Source organism: Ideonella sp. A 288, assembly GCF_002198735.1.
In the GTDB taxonomy this organism is placed as follows: domain Bacteria; phylum Pseudomonadota; class Gammaproteobacteria; order Burkholderiales; family Burkholderiaceae_C; genus Pseudaquabacterium.
Window position 1 is genome coordinate 34,947 of sequence record NZ_MWLO01000143.1, and the last position, 15,964, is coordinate 50,910.

Here is a 15,964-nt window from a genome sequence, read left to right on the forward strand (position 1 = left end):
GACGATCACAACCTGGCACGCTCGGCGAGCTTGCCAGGGTCGGTGATGGTGATGGTGGAGTAGCGCAGTTCGATCAGTCCATCCTTGCGCAACTGCTGCACCGCGAAGTTGGCGCGCTGGCGGCTCACGCCCAGCCAGTCGCCCAGGTCGCTCTGTGCGATCTTCATCTGGAGCAGCACGCCTTCGGGGCGCTTGAGCCCGTAGATCACGCTCAAGGTCTGCAGCAGGCGGGCCAGCCGCAACTCCAGCTGCATCGACGGGTCAGAGGCCAGCCGTTCGTAGAGCATGCGGCTGCGAAACGCCAGCTGCCGCTCGAAGGCGCGGGTCAGCGCCGGGTCCAGCTCCCGCAGCGATCGGATGGTCTCGCCCGGGATGAGCAGCACGGTGGTGCCTTTCGATCGCGCGCACAGATCGTTCACATGGCCCATGCCGTCCAGCATGCTGATCATGCCTGCCACGTCGCCGGGCTGCAGAAAACTCACCAGGTGCCGGTGCCCGTCGTGCCGCAGCAGCGAGGCTTCGATCGAGCCCTCGACGATCAGGCACAGCATGTCGAAGGGCGAGCCGCGCTGCGCCAAGACCTCGCCCTTGCTCAGCGTGCGCCAGCGTCCGGCATCGATCAGCGCTTCCAGCGTGTCCGCGCGGCAGTCGCGAAAACCCAGAGCCTGTCCCAGCAGGGTGCGGGCGACGGCCCGGCGGGACTCGCTGCCGTGCTTTGTCGGAGTTTTGACAGAACCGGTGGGGGGCATCTTCTAGGCTTCGCGCTTCGGGCCATTTTGAGGCCCGTGCCGGCGTTTGTCGCCCGGGACTCCCCGGGGCCGTGGCACGCGTTGGCGCACCGGAGACACCCCCTGCCATGGACCTCAGCGCGCATTCCATTTCCGCTTCAGCCGGCATTGCCGCCCTGCGACGCAACCGTGTCGACCATGTGGTCACCGTGCCCGACTGGGTGCAGTTGTCGCTGCATCAGCGCCTGCAGGACGGTGTCGAAGGCATCCGCCTGATCAACTGTGCCAACGAGAACCAGACCGTCACCGTGGCCGCGGGCCTGACCATCGGCGGCAAACGGCCGATCCTGATGATGCAGAACCAGGGCCTGTACAACTGCCTGAACACGCTGCGCGCGGTGTGCCTGGACGCGCACATCCCGATGGTCTTCATGGTCGGCCAGTTCGGCCGCGAGTTCGCCAACCTGGGCCAGCCGGCGACGCAATCGCGGCGAACCATGGTGAGCATCATGGAGCCCTTGCTCAAAGCGATCGCCGTGCCCTTCCACTGCCTGGACCGGGAAGTCGATCTGCCCCGGATGGACCTGGCCTTCGAACAGGCCGAGGTGCGGCGGACTGCCGTGGTGCTGCTGGTCGGCGCGCCGATGGCCTGGCAATGACAACAAGGGAGACGACCATGATGAACATCGTGCAGGCCTGCGGGGTGGTGGCGAAGTCGCGCGGCGACGCGATCCTGGTGTCGACGATGTTGTCGATGTTCATCTTCGACCGCATCGAGGGGGCCGATGGCAAGGCCCGCAGCGTGCCCTTGCTGGGCGGCAAGGCCGGGCTGGTGCTGGGGCTGGCGGTGGCCAAGGTGAAGCAGAAGCTGGCCAGCTCCGGGCCAGCGGGCGAAGTGGCCACCACCGGTCGCATCAGCTCCGTGCCCTTGATGGGCGGTGCCGCCGGACTGGGCCTGGGCCTGGCCCTTGCGCAGCCGCAACGCAGGGTGGTGGTGATGGACGGCGACTCCAGCCTGCTGATGGAACTGGGCGGCCTGGCCACCGTGGCGGCGGTGGCGCCCCGGAACCTGCTGCATATGGTGGTGGCCAACGGCACCCAGTTCACCGGCCTGGGCAACCTGAAGATCGTGACCACCGATTTCCAGTTTGCCAAGGTGGCCCGTGATGCGGGCTATGTGCATGCCGAGCGCATCGCCGATGGCGCGGTGTGGGCCGAGCGCTTCCCGAAACTGCTGGCCATGGACGGCCCGGTGTTCGTCGAGTTGATGGTCGAGCCCGTGCCGCAGCAGACCAAGCCTGGCTTCGAGCAGGAGGAAATGCCCGACCGCCAGTTCGACCGCATGGGCCAGGAGGCCTTGGCCCTTCAGGCCATGCTGGCTCAGGACATGGCGGGCTGAGCATGACCGACACCTTCGACCACATCGTCGTCGGCGCCGGCTCGGCCGGAGCAGCCCTGGCCGCGCGCCTCACCGAAAGCGGGCAGCACACCGTGCTGCTGCTCGAAGCCGGCCCGCCCGACACCAACCTGTGGACGCGCATTCCGGCCGGTGTGATCCAGGTGCTGCAGCAGGGCAAGGTGACGCGCAGCTTCTTCACCCAGCCCGACCCACAGATGAACGACCGCCGCATCTACTGGCCGCGCGGCTGGGTGGTGGGCGGATCTTCCACCGTCAACGGCATGATCTGGGTGCATGGCACGCCGCGCGAATACGACCTGTGGGCCCAGGATGGCTGCCCCGGGTGGGCCCACGCTGACCTGTTGCCCTGGTTCAAGCGCATCGAAGACTACGCGGCCGGCGATGCCGCGCACCGCGGCAAGGGAGGGCCGGTCACCGTGACCGAGTTCAAGCCCGTGGATGAGCTGCCCGACGCTTTCCTCGACTCGGTGCAGGCCGCGGGCGTGGCGCCCCGCGTGAAGGACTACAACGTGCGCGGCCTCGGTGGCAGCTACCTGCAGTTCAACACCCGCAATGGCATCCGCTGCAACACGCGCATGGCCTACCTCGATCCGGCCCGCGGGCGCCACAACCTGACGATCAAGACGGGCGCACTCGTGGGGCGTGTGCTGATCGAGAACCACCGCGCTGTCGGTGTGCGGGCGCATGTCGACGGGCGTGAAGTCGACTTCCGCGCCAAGCGCGAAGTCATCCTGTGCGGCGGCGCTTTCAACTCACCGCAGTTGCTGGAGCTCTCGGGCATCGGCCGCCGCGCGGTGCTGGCCACCGCCGGCGTTCCACTGCTGCACGAGCTGCCGATGGTGGGCGAGAACCTGAGCGAGCATGTCTACAGCCCGATGCAATTCCGGGTCAAGCCGGGGGTGAGCTGGAACCGCGATCTTTCCAGCCCGATCGGCCAGGCCAAACTGGGCCTGCGCTGGCTGCTCAAGCGCGACGGCCCGATGTCCAGTGTGACCATCACGGCGCAGGCCTTCGCGCCCAGCCGGCCCGAGGGCCAGGACGCCGAGCTGAAGATCCAGATCCAGCAGGTCAGCACACCGGGCAATCGCGGCGCCGGCAAGATCACGCTGGACGATTTCGACGGCGTGACCATCGCGTCGTTCCAGATCCGTCCCCGCTCTCGCGGCCGCACCCACATCGTCAATGCCAACGCCGCGGCCGACCCGGTGATGGTCTCCAACCACTTCACGCACCCCGACGATCTGGAGGCATGCCTGCTGGCATTGAAGATGTCCCGTCGCGTGGCTGGCGCCGGACCGATGGCGCGCCTGATCGACGAAGAGGTGCGCCCCGGCCCGAAGGCCGCCAGCGACGAGGCATTGGCGGCCTACCTGCGCGCCACGGGCGCCACCGCCTATCACCCGGTGGGCACCTGCCGCATCGGCACCGATGCGGCGCAGTCGGTGGTCGACCCGCAGCTGCGCGTGCATGGCATCCGCGGTCTGCGGGTGGCCGACGCGTCGGTGATGCCCACCATCGCATCGACCAACACCAATGCGATCGCCATCGTCATCGGCGAGCGGGCGGCGGACTTCATCCGCCAGGACCCGGCTTGAGAAGCACCCGACACGCTGCACCGATCACCGGGGGCGCCACCGGCATCGGGTTGGCAGCTCAGTTGGCGGATGAATTCTGGGATGACTTTCAAGCTGAGCACTTCGAGATGCTGATCGGCAAGACCAAGCTGCTGCACTGGCTGCGCCGGCTTTCGCCGACCTTGACCGACAGGATCATGCAGGTGCAGCCTGGCGCGCAGCCGGCGCAGCGGTGTTAAAGCAGTGACGCCGCCATCGCGGCGGTGTCCTCATGCGAGCTTCGACACCGGGCCCACGTAGGCCGCACGCATCGCGGCCTGCACAGCCGCCTCATCGATCTGCATCGGCGTACCGGGTGCCTGCGGCCCCGGTTCGATGCGCACGCTCTCGATCGCACCGGCATAGCGGAACGTGCCGCGGTCCGCGTAGCGCTCGCTCACCGCCTGGCGGCGGCTGATGCCCACGCTCAAGCCCCCGGAGGGCAGGCGCACGAGGGTGGGCGAGAGATCGGCTTCAGACTGAACCACCTGGCCGTTGAGCGTGAAGCGGCCTTGCCCCCGGCGGTCGCCGAGCGCGCGGTAGTCGAGCGTGAACTGCTGCGCGCCCACGCACAGCGGGATCGGTGCCAGCTCGATCGGCCGATTCCAGAGCTGGAAGACGAAGTGCAGCGCGCCATCCATCACGAAGGCGGTCATGCCCGCAAAGCGGTCGCCCATCGCAAGGATCACGCCCTCCTGTCCTTCCTGCCAATCGAAGCGTGCGCTGAGCAGGAAGCTGCGATCGGCAATCAGCGGCGAGACCACGACGGTGGGGATCGCGTGCCCGTCGCGGAAGAACTCCCGCGCCGTGGATGCATCGGCCAGCTCGTGCGGCGGCAAGGTGATCGCGCGGCGGTCGTCCCGGTTGTCGATCGGGTAGACGTAGTTGGCCGTGGCCTCGGCCTCGAACTCGGCGACCAGGCGCTTCAGCACCTCGGGCTGGGTCGCGGCCAGATCGTGGATCTCGGTCGGGTCGTTGGCCAGGTCGAACAGCATCCAGTTGTCCAGGTCCATCGTGGGTGCGGGCGGCTGCAGCGAGACGATCTTCCATCCGCCGCTGATGTAGCCGCGGTTGCCTTGCAGCTCGTAGTACTGGCGATCGCGCTGCTGCGGCGCGGCGCTGTCGCCCAGCATCTCCACAAAGCTCCTGCCATCCATCTGGCGGGTGCGCAAACCGTTGAAGGTGGTTGGATAGTGGCCCCCGGTCAGCGCCAGCACGGTGGGCAGCACGTCGGTCACATGGATCCACTGCGGCCGCGTGGTGCCGCGGCTTGCGATGCCGCGCGGCCAGTGAGCCACGAAGGGCACGCGGATGCCACCGGCCATGGGTGTGCGCTTGTAGTAGCGATAAGGCGTGTTGGACACCTGGGTCCAGCCGCTGGGGTAGGCAGCGTAGGTGTCGTCGCCGCCCACGCGGTCTTCGGCCAGCAGTCGTTTCACGGCGGCTGGGTCTTCGGCAAAGCCCTGGCGCCGGTCGTGCAGGTTCATCACGCCGGTGGGCCCGCCGATCGAGTTGGCGCCGTTGTCCGAGGTGATCAGGATCAGCGTGTTGTCGAGCTGGCCGCTTTGTTGCAGGAAGGTCAGCAGTCGGCCGATGTTCTGGTCGGCGTTGTCGACCAGGCCGGCATAGCATTCCATGTAGCGGGCAAACAAGGCGCGTTGGTCGGCGGGCAGATCGGCCCACGCGGGCACGCCGGGGTTGCGTGGCGGCAGCTGCGCATTGGCTTCGATCAGCGCCATGGCGCGCTGTCGTTCGAAGCGGTCTGCGCGCAGCGCGTCCCAACCGGCGTCGAAGCGGCCGCGGTACTTGGCCAGGTCGGCCGGCTTGGCCTGCAACGGCGTGTGCGGGGTCTGGAAGGCCATGTACAGAAAGAAGGGTTTGGCCGGCGCGCTGGCGCGGTGCTCGGCCAGCCAGCCGATGGCGCGGCCGGTGTAGTCGTCGGGCGCGAAATAGCCTTCTGGATAACGATCGATCTGCGCGATCTGATTGCCCTCCATCATGCGGTCGGGCTGGTGGTAGTTGGTTTCGGCACCCATGAAGCCGTAGAAGCGCTCGAAGCCTCGCTGCAGCGGCCAGGAGCTGGTGTCACCGCCCGCGTGCAGGTTGCGGTCGTAGGTGTTGTGCCACTTGCCAACGGCCAGGGTGGACCAACCCTGGGCGCGCAGCAGCTCGGCCATGGTGGGCGCGTCCTTGCTCATCTCGCCGCGGTAGCCGGGATAGCCGGGGTCGTTGTGCGTGAGCCATCCGCAGCCCACGCTGTGCGGGTTCTTGCCTGTCAGCAGCGCGGCGCGGGCCGGCGTGCACATCGGCACCGTGGTGTAGCCGGTGAAGCGCAGGCCATTCGAGGCCAGGCGGTCGATGTGCGGCGTGTCGATCTCGCCGCCGTAGCAGCCGAAGTCCGAGAAGCCCAGGTCGTCCAGCAGGATGACGACGATGTTGGGACTGAAGGCCGGCGCGCACGTGGGTGTGGGCCAGTGTGGCATCGACTCGGCCAGGGTGCGGCCGATGCGGCCGGCGAATCCGGCGTTGGGGACTGATGGCATGACGTGGCTTTCTGCGGACCAAATCCCCCGCGCCCTGCCAACACGGACGGCACCCAAGCGCTGAGGATCCGGCAGCCTAGCGGGCGCGAGCGTCAGGCTCTGTCAATCCGTTGACAGTTTCGGGCTGACCCCTTCGGGACACGCCATCGGGCCGACATCAGGGCCGGTCAGCCTTTGGCCTTGTTGGCCAGACCGGCGGGGTCGACGATGGTGATCGCCGAGTAGCGCAAGCTGATCAGCCCGTCGCGCTCCAGTTGCTGGATCACGAAGTTGATTCGCTGCCGGCTCGCGCCCAGCCAGTCGGCCAGGTCGGACTGAGACACCTTCATGTCCAGCAGCACAGTGCCGCCCTCGCTCGGCCGGCCGTACAGGCCGATCAGCAGGTGCAGCAGGCGGGCCAGGCGGGCGTCCAGTGGCATCGAGGGGTCGGCCGACAGGCGCTCATAAAGCAGGCGGCTGCGAAACACCAGTTGCCGCTCGAAAGCCGGGCCCAGCATGGGATCGAGCAGGCGCTGGCGCCGGATGTCGTCGCCGGGCACCAGCAAGACCGTGGTGGAGTGGCGCGCGCGCAGGTCGTTCACGTGGCCTTGGCCATCGATCAGGCACATCAGGCCGACCAGATCGCCCGGCTGCAGGTAGCTGATCAGGTGGCGGCGGCCATCGTGGCGCAGCAGGCTCACCTCCAGCGATCCTTCGACCACCAGGCACAGCATGTCGAACGGATCGCCTCGGGTCAGGAACAACTCGTTCTTGCCCAGCGCCCGCGAGTGGCCGGCGGCGATCAGCGCGTCAAGCGTTTCGGGGCGGCAGTCGCGAAAGCCCAGCGCACGGCCCAGCAACTCGCGCGCCGTTGCCTTGGCGGAAGTCCCCATGGGGTTTGTCCGTGATTTGACAGAACCGGGCCTGCCCATTGCCTACTCTCCACGCTCCGAGATTTCATTGTCTTACCGATCTCAGCCCAAGGACACACCGCATGAACCCCTGCATTTCGCGCCGCCACCTCATCGGTGGCCTGTTGGCCGCACCCGTGTGGGCGCCAACGGCGTTCGCGCAAGCCAGTTGGCCCACCACCACGATCCGCATCGTGGTGCCGTCACCGGCTGGCGGTGGCGTGGACGCGTTCGCGCGGGTGGTGGGCGAACAGTTGGCTGCCGCGCTGAAGGTGACGGTCCTCATCGACAACAAGGCCGGCGCCAGCGGGTTGATCGGCACCAAGGCCGCAGCGCAAGCGGCGCCCGACGGCTACACCATCGCCTACATCCATTCGGGCCTGGTGACCGTGCAGGCCATGAACCCGCGCCTGGACCTGCTGAAGGAACTGCGTCCCGTGGCCAAGCTGTCGTACTCGCCGTTCATGGCCGTGGTCAACGCCGAGTCCAGGTTCAAGACCATGCAGGACCTGGTGGCCGAGGTGCAGGCCCACCAGGGCAAGCTCACGTTCGGCTCTGGCGGCCCGGGCTCGCCCGCGCACCTGGCCGTGGAGTACATCGAGGAGAAGCTCGGCAACTTCAAGTGTGTGCACGTGCCGTTCAAGGGGGCAGCCGACTCGGCCAACGCCATCGTCGGCGGCCAGGTGGACTTCCAGGTCGGCTTGCTGGCCGCTTCGGTTCCGCTGGTGCAGGCAGGCAAGCTGCGCGCCCTGGCCGTGACCAGCCGCAACCGCCTGCCGCAATGGCCCAACGTGCCGACGATGTCGGAGGCCGGCGTGCCGGGCTTTGTCTTCGAGCCCTGGGGCGGCTTCGCGGTGCCGGCCGGCACCCCCGATGCGGTGATCGCGCGACTGAACGAGGTGCTGCCGGGCGTGCTGGCCTCGGCGCCGGTGAAAGACATGGTGGCCAAGCAGGGCTCAGTGATCGACTTCGCACCGCCCGCCGCCTTCGCGGCACAGATCGTGCGCGAGCTGGAAGTCGACAAGTTGGTCGTCAAGCGCCTGGGCATGACGCAACAGTGAGTGCGAAGCCATGACCCACTCGCGCAACGGCAATCCGCACGAGGCCTTCCAGGGCCACATCGAACGCCTGATCAAGGATTCCACGCCCTGGTGGCCGCCATCGGCCGCCGAGCGTGTGCATGGCAAGCCTAATGTGGTGGTGATCTACCTCGACGACCTGGGCTTCTCCGACCTGGGCTGCTACGGCAGCGAGATCGCCACGCCGCACATCGACGCGCTGGCCGCCGCCGGCCTGCGCTTCATGAACTACACGACGGTGCCCATGTGCTCGCCGGCACGCGCCGCGCTGCTCACCGGCAAGAACCCGCACTCGGTCGGATGCGGCTGGATCGCCCATGCCAACCCCGGCTACCCCGGCTACAAGAGCGAAATCGCGCGCGACGCGCCCACGCTGGCCGAGATCCTCGGTGACCAGGGCTACAGCACCATGATGGTGGGCAAGTGGCACAACACCTGGGGCCACCAGGTGCACGAGGCTGGAGATCGCAGCTCGTGGCCGCTGCAACGCGGCTTCCAGAAGTTCTACGGCTTTCTCGACGCCGAGACAAGTTACTTCCATCCTGAGCGGCTTTACGAGGGCAACAACCCGGTCGAGATCGACGCCTACCCGGCCGACCACTTTGCCACCGACGACTGGACCAGCCGTGCCATCCGCTGGATGAAGGAGCACCACGCCAGCGAACCAACGCATCCGTTCTTCATGTACATGGCCTTCAATGCGCCGCACATGCCGATCCAGTGCAAGCCGGCCGACAGTGCCAAGTACCGCGACCGTTACAACTCAGGCTGGAACGCGTTTCGCCAGGCCCGCTTCGATCGCCAGCGCGAGCTGGGCCTGATCGATGATCGCCACCGTCTGGCACCACTGCCGCCGGGCGTGGCGTCCTGGGACCAGCTCTCGGCCGAGAAGCAGGAGCTGTTCGCACGCTACATGGAGCTGTACGCCGGCCTGGTCGACAACATCGACCAGAACGTCGGCCGCGTCGTCGAGTTCCTGCGCCAATCGGGGCAGTTGGACAACACCATCCTGGTGATCAGCTCCGATAACGGCGCCAGCGCCGTGGGCGGGCTGGACGGCACGCCCAACTACGTCGACCAGCGCGAAGGCACGCCGGTGGACAACGCGCGCGCGCTGCAACTGGCGCGCGAAGGCAAGCTGGGCAACGACGAAACCATGGCCGCTTACCCCACGGGGTGGGCGCAGGTGTCGAACGCACCGTTCCGCTACTTCAAGCGCACGCCGCTGAATGGCGGCATCCGTGTGCCCTTCGTGCTGCACTGGCCGCAACGCATTGCCGATGGCGGCGCGATCCGCCGCGAGTGGATCCACGTCACCGACGTCACGCCCACGCTGCTGGACCTGCTGGACATCGCCCACCCCGACGCGGTGAACGGCTTCGACGCGCGCAAGCCCGATGGCGTGAGCTTTGCATCGATGCTGACCGACGCGGCCGCACGATCGCAGCGCACGCAGCAGCACTACGAACTGGAGGCCAACCGCGCCCTCATCAACGGCCGCTGGAAGATCGCCTCGCTGCAGCCGCGCGGCGGCAAGATCGAGACGCTGGACAACTGGATGCTGTTCGACCTGCAGGCCGACCCGTGCGAGACCACCGACCTGGCCGCGCAGCAGCCCGAGCGCGTGGCCGCGATGGCCCAGCGCTTCGACGACGAGGCCTGGGCCAACGACGTCTATCCGCTGGACAACCGGGCGCTGGAGCGTGCCGTCACCATCCCGCCCTTCCTGGCCGAGACGGTGAACACACCGCGCACCTTCTTTGCGGGCACGCCGACAGTGGCGCGCACCGTGGTGGGCCCGCTGCTGGCCGATCGCGACTTCACGATCCGCAGCCACTTCGATTGGCAGCCGGGCCAGCAGGGCGTGATCTTCGCCATCGGCGAAGTGTTTGTCGGCCTGGTGCTGTACGTGATGGACGATGCCTTGCACTTCATCTACCACCGCTGGATGTCGCCCACCGAGCTGCCGGCGGTGCCGCTGCGGCCCGGCTCGCAGGAGGTGCTGCTGGACTACCACGCACTCGGCCAGCGCAAGGGGGAAGGGAGGCTGCTCGTCAACGGCGTCGAAGTGGTGCCGATGACGGTGATGTCACCCACGGTGATGGGCGTGCACGTCGAGGGCGTCGACGTTGGGCTCGATCGGCGCCAGCGCATTTCGCCGCGCTACGCGGAGCACGGCACCTTCCGGTACGACGGCGCGATCGACCGCGTGGTCATCACGCCGGGCGCGCAGGCCCCGGGCAGCATCTCGAACATGATCGAGGCGCGGGTGCATCGGCTGCGCGATTGATGTCTATACCTATTCCCATAAGCGTTAGCGCCATGCCAACCACCTTCCAGCCCACACGCCGTTACGCCATCCAAACCTGCGCCGCGCTGGCCGCTGGATGCGTCTTGCCGACAGCGAGGGCTCAAGCCGACTTTCCGCGTGGCCCGATCAAGATCATCATCCCGCTGCCAGCGGGCGGCGCCGCCGACGTGGGCGTGCGCGCGATGGCCATCGAACTCGAGAAATCGCTCAAGCACTCGGTGGTGATCGAGAACAAGCCGAGCGGCCTGTACCAGATCGGCCTGCAGGCGCTGCTGCAGGCGCCGGCCGACGGCCACACGCTGATGCACCTGAATTCCGGCATGGTGGCGGTGCAGGTGGTGCAGAAGCGCTTCGACCTCAACCGCCAGCTGATCCCGCTCACCGTGTCGGGCGAGACGCCAATGGTGCTGATGGTGGGCCCCGCCTCGCCGCACAAGGCGCTGAAGGATCTGGTCGCCTTCGGCCGCGCCAATCCGGGCAAGCTCACCTATGCCACGCCCGGCCCCGGCAGCATCGAGCACCTGAAGGTGGCCGAGATCGAGAAGGTCGCAGGCTTCACGGGTCTGAACGTCGCCTACAAGGGCGGCCCCGACATGGTCAAGGCGGTGATCGGCGGCGAGGTTGACTTCGCCATTGCGCCGGCGATCTTTGCCGCTCAGTTTGCGCCCAAGGGACAGGTGAAGGTGCTGGCAGCGGTGGATGCCACCCGGCTGAAGGAGTTTCCCGAGGTGCCGACCATCGTCGAGGCCGGCGTGAACGTGTCGCCGTTGCGCCTGTGGGGTGGATTCGCGGTGCTGGCGGGCACCCCGGCGCCCATCGTGCAGCGGCTGCACCGCGAGCTGGCCGCGGCGGCCACCGCCCCGTCGGTGGTCGAGCGGCTGACGCCCTTTGGCATGCTGATCCAGGCCAGCAAGAAGCCCGAGGATTTCAGAAGGCAGATTGACCTCGATGCCGCATGGATGAGCGAGACCGCCAAGGGCCTGAAGCTCGACCTCAACTGATCTCCGGCCGCTGTGCCCCGTGAACCTGGAGCCCCCATGGCTGAATTCTTCGACCTCGCCTCCGAACTGAACATCGCCTCGGTCGACCCCTGGGTGCTGCGCATCCCGATCGCCGAACCCGTGGTCACGCCCATGGGCGTGGTCGACAGCGCGATCGCGCTGTTCGTCAAGGTCACCGAGAAGTCGGGCGAAACCGGCTGGGGCGAGGTGTGGTGCAACTTCCCGCGCTACGGCGCGGCGCACCGCGCCACCATCGTCAGCAAGACCCTGGCGCCATTCCTCCAATCGCGCAGCTTTGCAGGGCCCGGCCAGGCCTGGGACGCGATGCACCGGGCGTCGCACATCCTCGCGCTGCAAAGCGGCGAGAACGGGCCGATCTCGGCCGCCATCGCCGGCGTGGACATCGCCTTGTGGGACCTGGTTGGCAAGCGCTTGAATCAGCCGCTTTGGCAACTGCTCGGCGGGCGCAGCGACAAGGTGAGCTGCTACGCCAGCCTGGGCCGCGCCGGCGGTGGCGAGGCCTTGATCGAGCAGGGCCTGCAGCGCGGCTTCAAGGCCTTCAAGCTGCGCGTGTGGGACGACGTGGACAAGCACCTGACCGCCTACGTCAATGCACGCAAGCAGATCGGCGACGATTGCGAGCTGATGGCCGATGCCAATTCGAGCTGGCCGCAGGACCGCGCGGCCGACATGAGCCAGCGTTTTGCCGGGCTGAACATGTCCTGGATCGAAGAGGCCATTCCGGTGGACGCGCCCACGGCCGTTTGGCAGGACCTGGCCCAACGCTCGCCGGTGAAGCTGGCCGGCGGCGAGAACATGCTCAGCCGCGAGGCCTTCGAGCAGCACATCGCCACCGGCGTGTTCGCGGTGCTGCAGCCCGACATGTGCAAATGGGGCGGCTTCAGCGGCGGAGTGCCATTGGCGCGGTGTATCGTGGCATCGGGCGCACGCTTCTGCCCGCACATCTTCAGCGGCACGCCCGGCCTGCTGGCCAGCGGCCACCTGCTGGCTTCCGCCAACACCGCCGATGGCTCGCTGGAATACGGCATCGAGTACAACCCACCGCGCGACGACTTCATCACCCACGCCTTCGAGGACGGCAAGCTCGTTCTGGGCGATGCGCCGGGGCTGGGCGTGGTGCTCGACGAAGAGCGCCTGGCCACCTACCGCGTGCGCCTGGCTTGAGGCGCGGCCGTCGATGGACAGCTTCGACTTCATCGTGATCGGCGCCGGCTCCGCCGGTGCCGCCGCCGCGGCGCGCCTGAGCGAGAGCGGACAACACAGCGTGTTGCTGCTGGAGCCTGGGGGCGTCACCAACACGCGGAACCACCGCATGCCGCTGGGTGTGGCCAACCTGGTCTACAACGACCGCTGGGTCTACCCCTACACCAGCGGGCCGGAGACGTCGCTCGGCGGCTACAAGGTCTATTCGCCGCGCGGCTATGGCCTGGGCGGCTGCAGCGCCATGAACGGCATGATCTGGATGCGCGGCAGCCGCGGCGAATACGACCACTGGCGCGACTTGGGCCTCGCCGGCTGGGGCTGGGATGACGTGCTGCCCTTCTTCAAGCGGCTCGAACGCTTCGACGAAGGCGGCGAAAGCCGCGGCAAGAGCGGGCCGGTGCGCATCAGCTGGTCGGAGAAGAACGCGCTGGGCGATGCCTTCCTGCAAGCCTGTGAGCAGGCCGGCCACCGCCAGGCCGAGGACTACAACAACGGCAGCATCGAAGGCTGGACCTACCTGCAGTCCAACACCTTCCAGGGCAAGCGCTGCAGCACCTACGACGCCTACCTCAAGCCCGCCGCGAGCCGCGCCAACCTGACGATCGTCACCGGTGGCGCCGCCACCAAGCTGGTGCTCGAAGGCACGCGGGTGGTGGGCGTCGAGTACCAGCGGTCGGACCCGACACTCGGCTCCAAGGCCGCGCACTTTGCGCCCCAGTCGGTGAAGACGGCACGGGCGCGCTGCGAGGTGATCCTGTGCGCCGGGGCCTACCACAGCCCTGCCTTGCTGGAGCGTTCGGGCATCGGCCAGGCGGCGGTGTGCCAGGCCTTGGGCGTGGCCTTGCGCCACGAGTTGCCGGCGGTCGGTGAGCACATGCTCGACCACATGCGCACCTGCGTCTCGTACAAGGTGCGCAATGCGCTGACCATCAACGACATCATTCACAAGCTGTCGGCCAAGCTGCGCGCCGGCGCACAGTACTTTGCCACCGGCAAGGGTTGGCTGGCCACCGCCACGATGAATGCGCAGGTGGCAATGCGCGCATTTCCCGACAGCCCGCGGGCGGACTTGAAGCTGCAGCTCAACGCCATCGCCAACGACTTCTCGCAGCGTGGCCAGAGCAACTACCCCATCCCCACCTACAGCGGCATCTCGCTGCTGAACTGGCCAATCTACGCGCGCTCGGTGGGCCGCAGCCATGCCACCAGCCTGGACCCGTGGCGACAGCCCGACATCCTGACGAACTTCCTGAGCGCCCCCTACGACCAGGCGATCGCCGTGGCCGGCCTGCGGGCGGCGCGCAAGCTGGCAGAGCAGCCGGCGCTCAAACCCTTCATCATCCAAGAGACCTTTCCCGGCGTGGACCTGCGCAGCGATGACGAGTTGCTGGCCTATGCCCATGGCACGGGCCTCACCGTCTACCACCCCGTGGGCACCTGCCGCATGGGGCTGGACGCCGCCAGCAGCGTGGTCGACGCGCAGTTGCGCGTGCACGGCCTGCAGGGCCTGCGGGTCGCCGATGCGTCGGTGATGCCGACCATGCCTTCGTCCAACACCAATGCCCCCTCCATCATGATCGGCGAGCGGGTGGCCCACTGGGCGCTGGCCGCCTTGTCATGACGGCGCTGGCTGCCGCGAACTGAGCAACACCGTCAACCTCGAGATCACCATGAGCACCTTTCCTTCCCAGCTGCTGCAGCGCCCGCACCAGTTCATCAACGGCCAGTGGGTGGCCAGCGCCAACGCCTCGCGCCACGCGATCATCAACCCCTACACCGAAGCCCCGCTCGGCTGGGCCGCATTGGGCGACGCCACCGATGTGGACGCCGCCGTGGCCGCTGCACGTGCCGCCTGGCCGGCCTGGGCCTCGATGCCGAGGCTGCAGCGCGCGCAGTGGCTGGGCAAGCTGGCGGGCGCCTTGAAGGCCCGCATCGACACCATCGGCGCGCTGGAGTCGGCCGAGATGGGCAGCCCGATCAGCTTCTCGCTGCTGGCGCAGGCTCAGTTGCCCGTGATGGTGATGGGCTCGTACGCCGAGATGGTGGCCGGGCCGGAAGAGGTGGAGCGCATCGGCAACTCGCGCGTGGTGCGCGAACCGGTGGGCGTGGTGGCCGCGATCACGGCCTGGAACTACCCGCTGCTGCTGCTGTTCGGCAAGGTGGCGCCCGCCATGGCCGCGGGCTGCACGGTGGTGGCCAAGCCCAGTGAGATCGCTCCGTTGACGAGCTATCTGCTGGCCGACGCCATGGCCGAGATCGGCTTCCCGGCGGGCGTGTTCAACCTGGTCAACGGCACCGGCATCGAGGTGGGCGAGGCGCTGGTGCGTCACCCGGACGTGGACATGGTGTCCTACACCGGCTCCACCGTCACCGGCCGCCGCATCATGGCCAACGCTGCACCCACGGTGAAGAAGCTGGCGCTGGAGCTGGGCGGAAAATCCGCCAGCGTGCTGTTGGCCGACGCGCCGCTGGAGCAGGCGGTGCGCGGGGCGGTGCAGGGTGCCTTCATCAACGGCGGGCAGACCTGCATCGCGCTGTCGCGCTTGATCGTGCCGCAGGAACTGCATGGCAAGGCCTTGGACATCGCGGCAGATGAAGCCGCCAGGTTCAAGCTGGGCGATCCGATGGACAAGGCCACCACGATGGGCCCGATGGCCTTTGCAGGGCACCGCGATCGCGTGCGCAAATTCATCCGCGAAGCCCTGACCGGTGATTCGCAGCTGGTGTGTGGCGGCGCCGAACAGCCGAAGGATCTGCCACAGGGCTACTTCGTCTCACCCACGATCTTCGGCAACGTCGACCCTCAGTCGACGCTGGCCCAGCAGGAGGTCTTTGGCCCGGTGTTGGCTGTGATTCCCAGCCGCGACGAGAACCACGCGGTGGAGATCGCCAATGGCACCATCTACGGCCTCAACGGCGCGGTGTGGTCGGCGGACCTGGCCCATGCGGTGGCGATTGGCCGCCGCCTGCGCTGCGGCAAGGTGGACATCAACGGCGGCGGCTTCAACATGAATGCACCGGCCGGTGGCTTCAAGCAATCCGGCATCGGGCGCGAGCGCGGGCGCTATGGGCTGGAGGAATACCTCGAGGTCAAGGCGCTGCAGTTCAACAACGAGGAACTGGCCACGCGGGCCGCTTGAAGCCCGGTTTCTGCG

Annotated in this window: 13 protein-coding genes; 10 read left to right on the forward strand and 3 right to left on the reverse strand. The window is 67.7% G+C overall.

The window, feature by feature from the left end:
- Positions 1 to 5 precede the first annotated feature (5 nt).
- Positions 6 to 749, reverse strand: coding sequence for a Crp/Fnr family transcriptional regulator (locus EOINJALH_RS23385; RefSeq protein ID WP_088284672.1), 744 nt, complete (start codon positions 747 to 749; stop codon positions 6 to 8).
- Positions 750 to 856: 107 nt separating this feature from the next.
- Between EOINJALH_RS23385 and EOINJALH_RS23390 the strand changes: the two genes are divergently transcribed.
- The 4 genes from EOINJALH_RS23390 to EOINJALH_RS31380 are packed head-to-tail and all read left to right on the forward strand — an operon-like array spanning position 857 to position 3,961.
- Positions 857 to 1,387 carry a thiamine pyrophosphate-binding protein gene (locus EOINJALH_RS23390; protein WP_088284674.1) on the forward strand — a complete coding sequence of 177 codons (531 nt, stop codon included), beginning with the start codon at positions 857 to 859 and terminating at the stop codon, positions 1,385 to 1,387.
- A gap of 17 nt (positions 1,388 to 1,404) precedes the next feature.
- Positions 1,405 to 2,127: a thiamine pyrophosphate-dependent enzyme gene (locus tag EOINJALH_RS23395; RefSeq protein WP_158219863.1), complete on the forward strand. Its 723-nt coding sequence runs from the start codon at positions 1,405 to 1,407 to the stop codon at positions 2,125 to 2,127.
- 2 nt (positions 2,128 to 2,129) lie between these two features.
- Complete coding sequence (locus EOINJALH_RS23400; protein WP_234414002.1) at positions 2,130 to 3,743, forward strand: GMC family oxidoreductase; 1,614 nt, start codon at positions 2,130 to 2,132, stop codon at positions 3,741 to 3,743.
- Complete coding sequence (locus tag EOINJALH_RS31380; RefSeq protein ID WP_144290138.1) at positions 3,740 to 3,961, forward strand: hypothetical protein; 222 nt, start codon at positions 3,740 to 3,742, stop codon at positions 3,959 to 3,961. The genes EOINJALH_RS23400 and EOINJALH_RS31380 overlap by 4 nt, the downstream gene beginning before the upstream one ends.
- A gap of 30 nt (positions 3,962 to 3,991) precedes the next feature.
- Here EOINJALH_RS31380 and EOINJALH_RS23405 read toward each other — a convergent pair whose 3' ends face one another.
- Positions 3,992 to 6,304: an arylsulfatase gene (locus EOINJALH_RS23405; protein ID WP_088284676.1), complete on the reverse strand. Its 2,313-nt coding sequence runs from the start codon at positions 6,302 to 6,304 to the stop codon at positions 3,992 to 3,994.
- A gap of 167 nt (positions 6,305 to 6,471) precedes the next feature.
- Positions 6,472 to 7,176, reverse strand: coding sequence for a Crp/Fnr family transcriptional regulator (locus tag EOINJALH_RS23410; RefSeq protein WP_158219864.1), 705 nt, complete (start codon positions 7,174 to 7,176; stop codon positions 6,472 to 6,474).
- Between the two features lie 101 nt (positions 7,177 to 7,277).
- On the opposite strand from EOINJALH_RS23410, the gene EOINJALH_RS23415 reads away from it, so the two are divergent.
- The 6 genes from EOINJALH_RS23415 to EOINJALH_RS23440 all read left to right on the forward strand — a co-directional run bounded on the left by EOINJALH_RS23415 (position 7,278) and on the right by EOINJALH_RS23440 (position 15,949).
- On the forward strand, positions 7,278 to 8,255 hold the full coding sequence (locus EOINJALH_RS23415) for a tripartite tricarboxylate transporter substrate binding protein (protein ID WP_088284680.1): 978 nt from the start codon (positions 7,278 to 7,280) through the stop codon (positions 8,253 to 8,255).
- Positions 8,256 to 8,265: 10 nt separating this feature from the next.
- Complete coding sequence (locus tag EOINJALH_RS23420) at positions 8,266 to 10,563, forward strand: arylsulfatase (protein ID WP_088284682.1); 2,298 nt, start codon at positions 8,266 to 8,268, stop codon at positions 10,561 to 10,563.
- A gap of 32 nt (positions 10,564 to 10,595) precedes the next feature.
- Complete coding sequence (locus EOINJALH_RS23425; protein ID WP_158219865.1) at positions 10,596 to 11,585, forward strand: tripartite tricarboxylate transporter substrate binding protein; 990 nt, start codon at positions 10,596 to 10,598, stop codon at positions 11,583 to 11,585.
- A gap of 36 nt (positions 11,586 to 11,621) precedes the next feature.
- Positions 11,622 to 12,770 carry a mandelate racemase/muconate lactonizing enzyme family protein gene (locus tag EOINJALH_RS23430; RefSeq protein WP_088284686.1) on the forward strand — a complete coding sequence of 383 codons (1,149 nt, stop codon included), beginning with the start codon at positions 11,622 to 11,624 and terminating at the stop codon, positions 12,768 to 12,770.
- Positions 12,771 to 12,783: 13 nt separating this feature from the next.
- The gene (locus tag EOINJALH_RS23435; RefSeq protein ID WP_158219866.1) at positions 12,784 to 14,430 is read left to right on the forward strand and encodes a GMC family oxidoreductase; all 1,647 of its coding nucleotides are present in this window, start codon (positions 12,784 to 12,786) and stop codon (positions 14,428 to 14,430) included.
- Between the two features lie 70 nt (positions 14,431 to 14,500).
- A complete protein-coding gene (locus EOINJALH_RS23440) occupies positions 14,501 to 15,949 on the forward strand; it encodes an aldehyde dehydrogenase family protein (RefSeq protein ID WP_404872793.1) in 1,449 nt (482 codons plus the stop codon).
- The last annotated feature ends 15 nt before the right edge of the window (positions 15,950 to 15,964 follow it).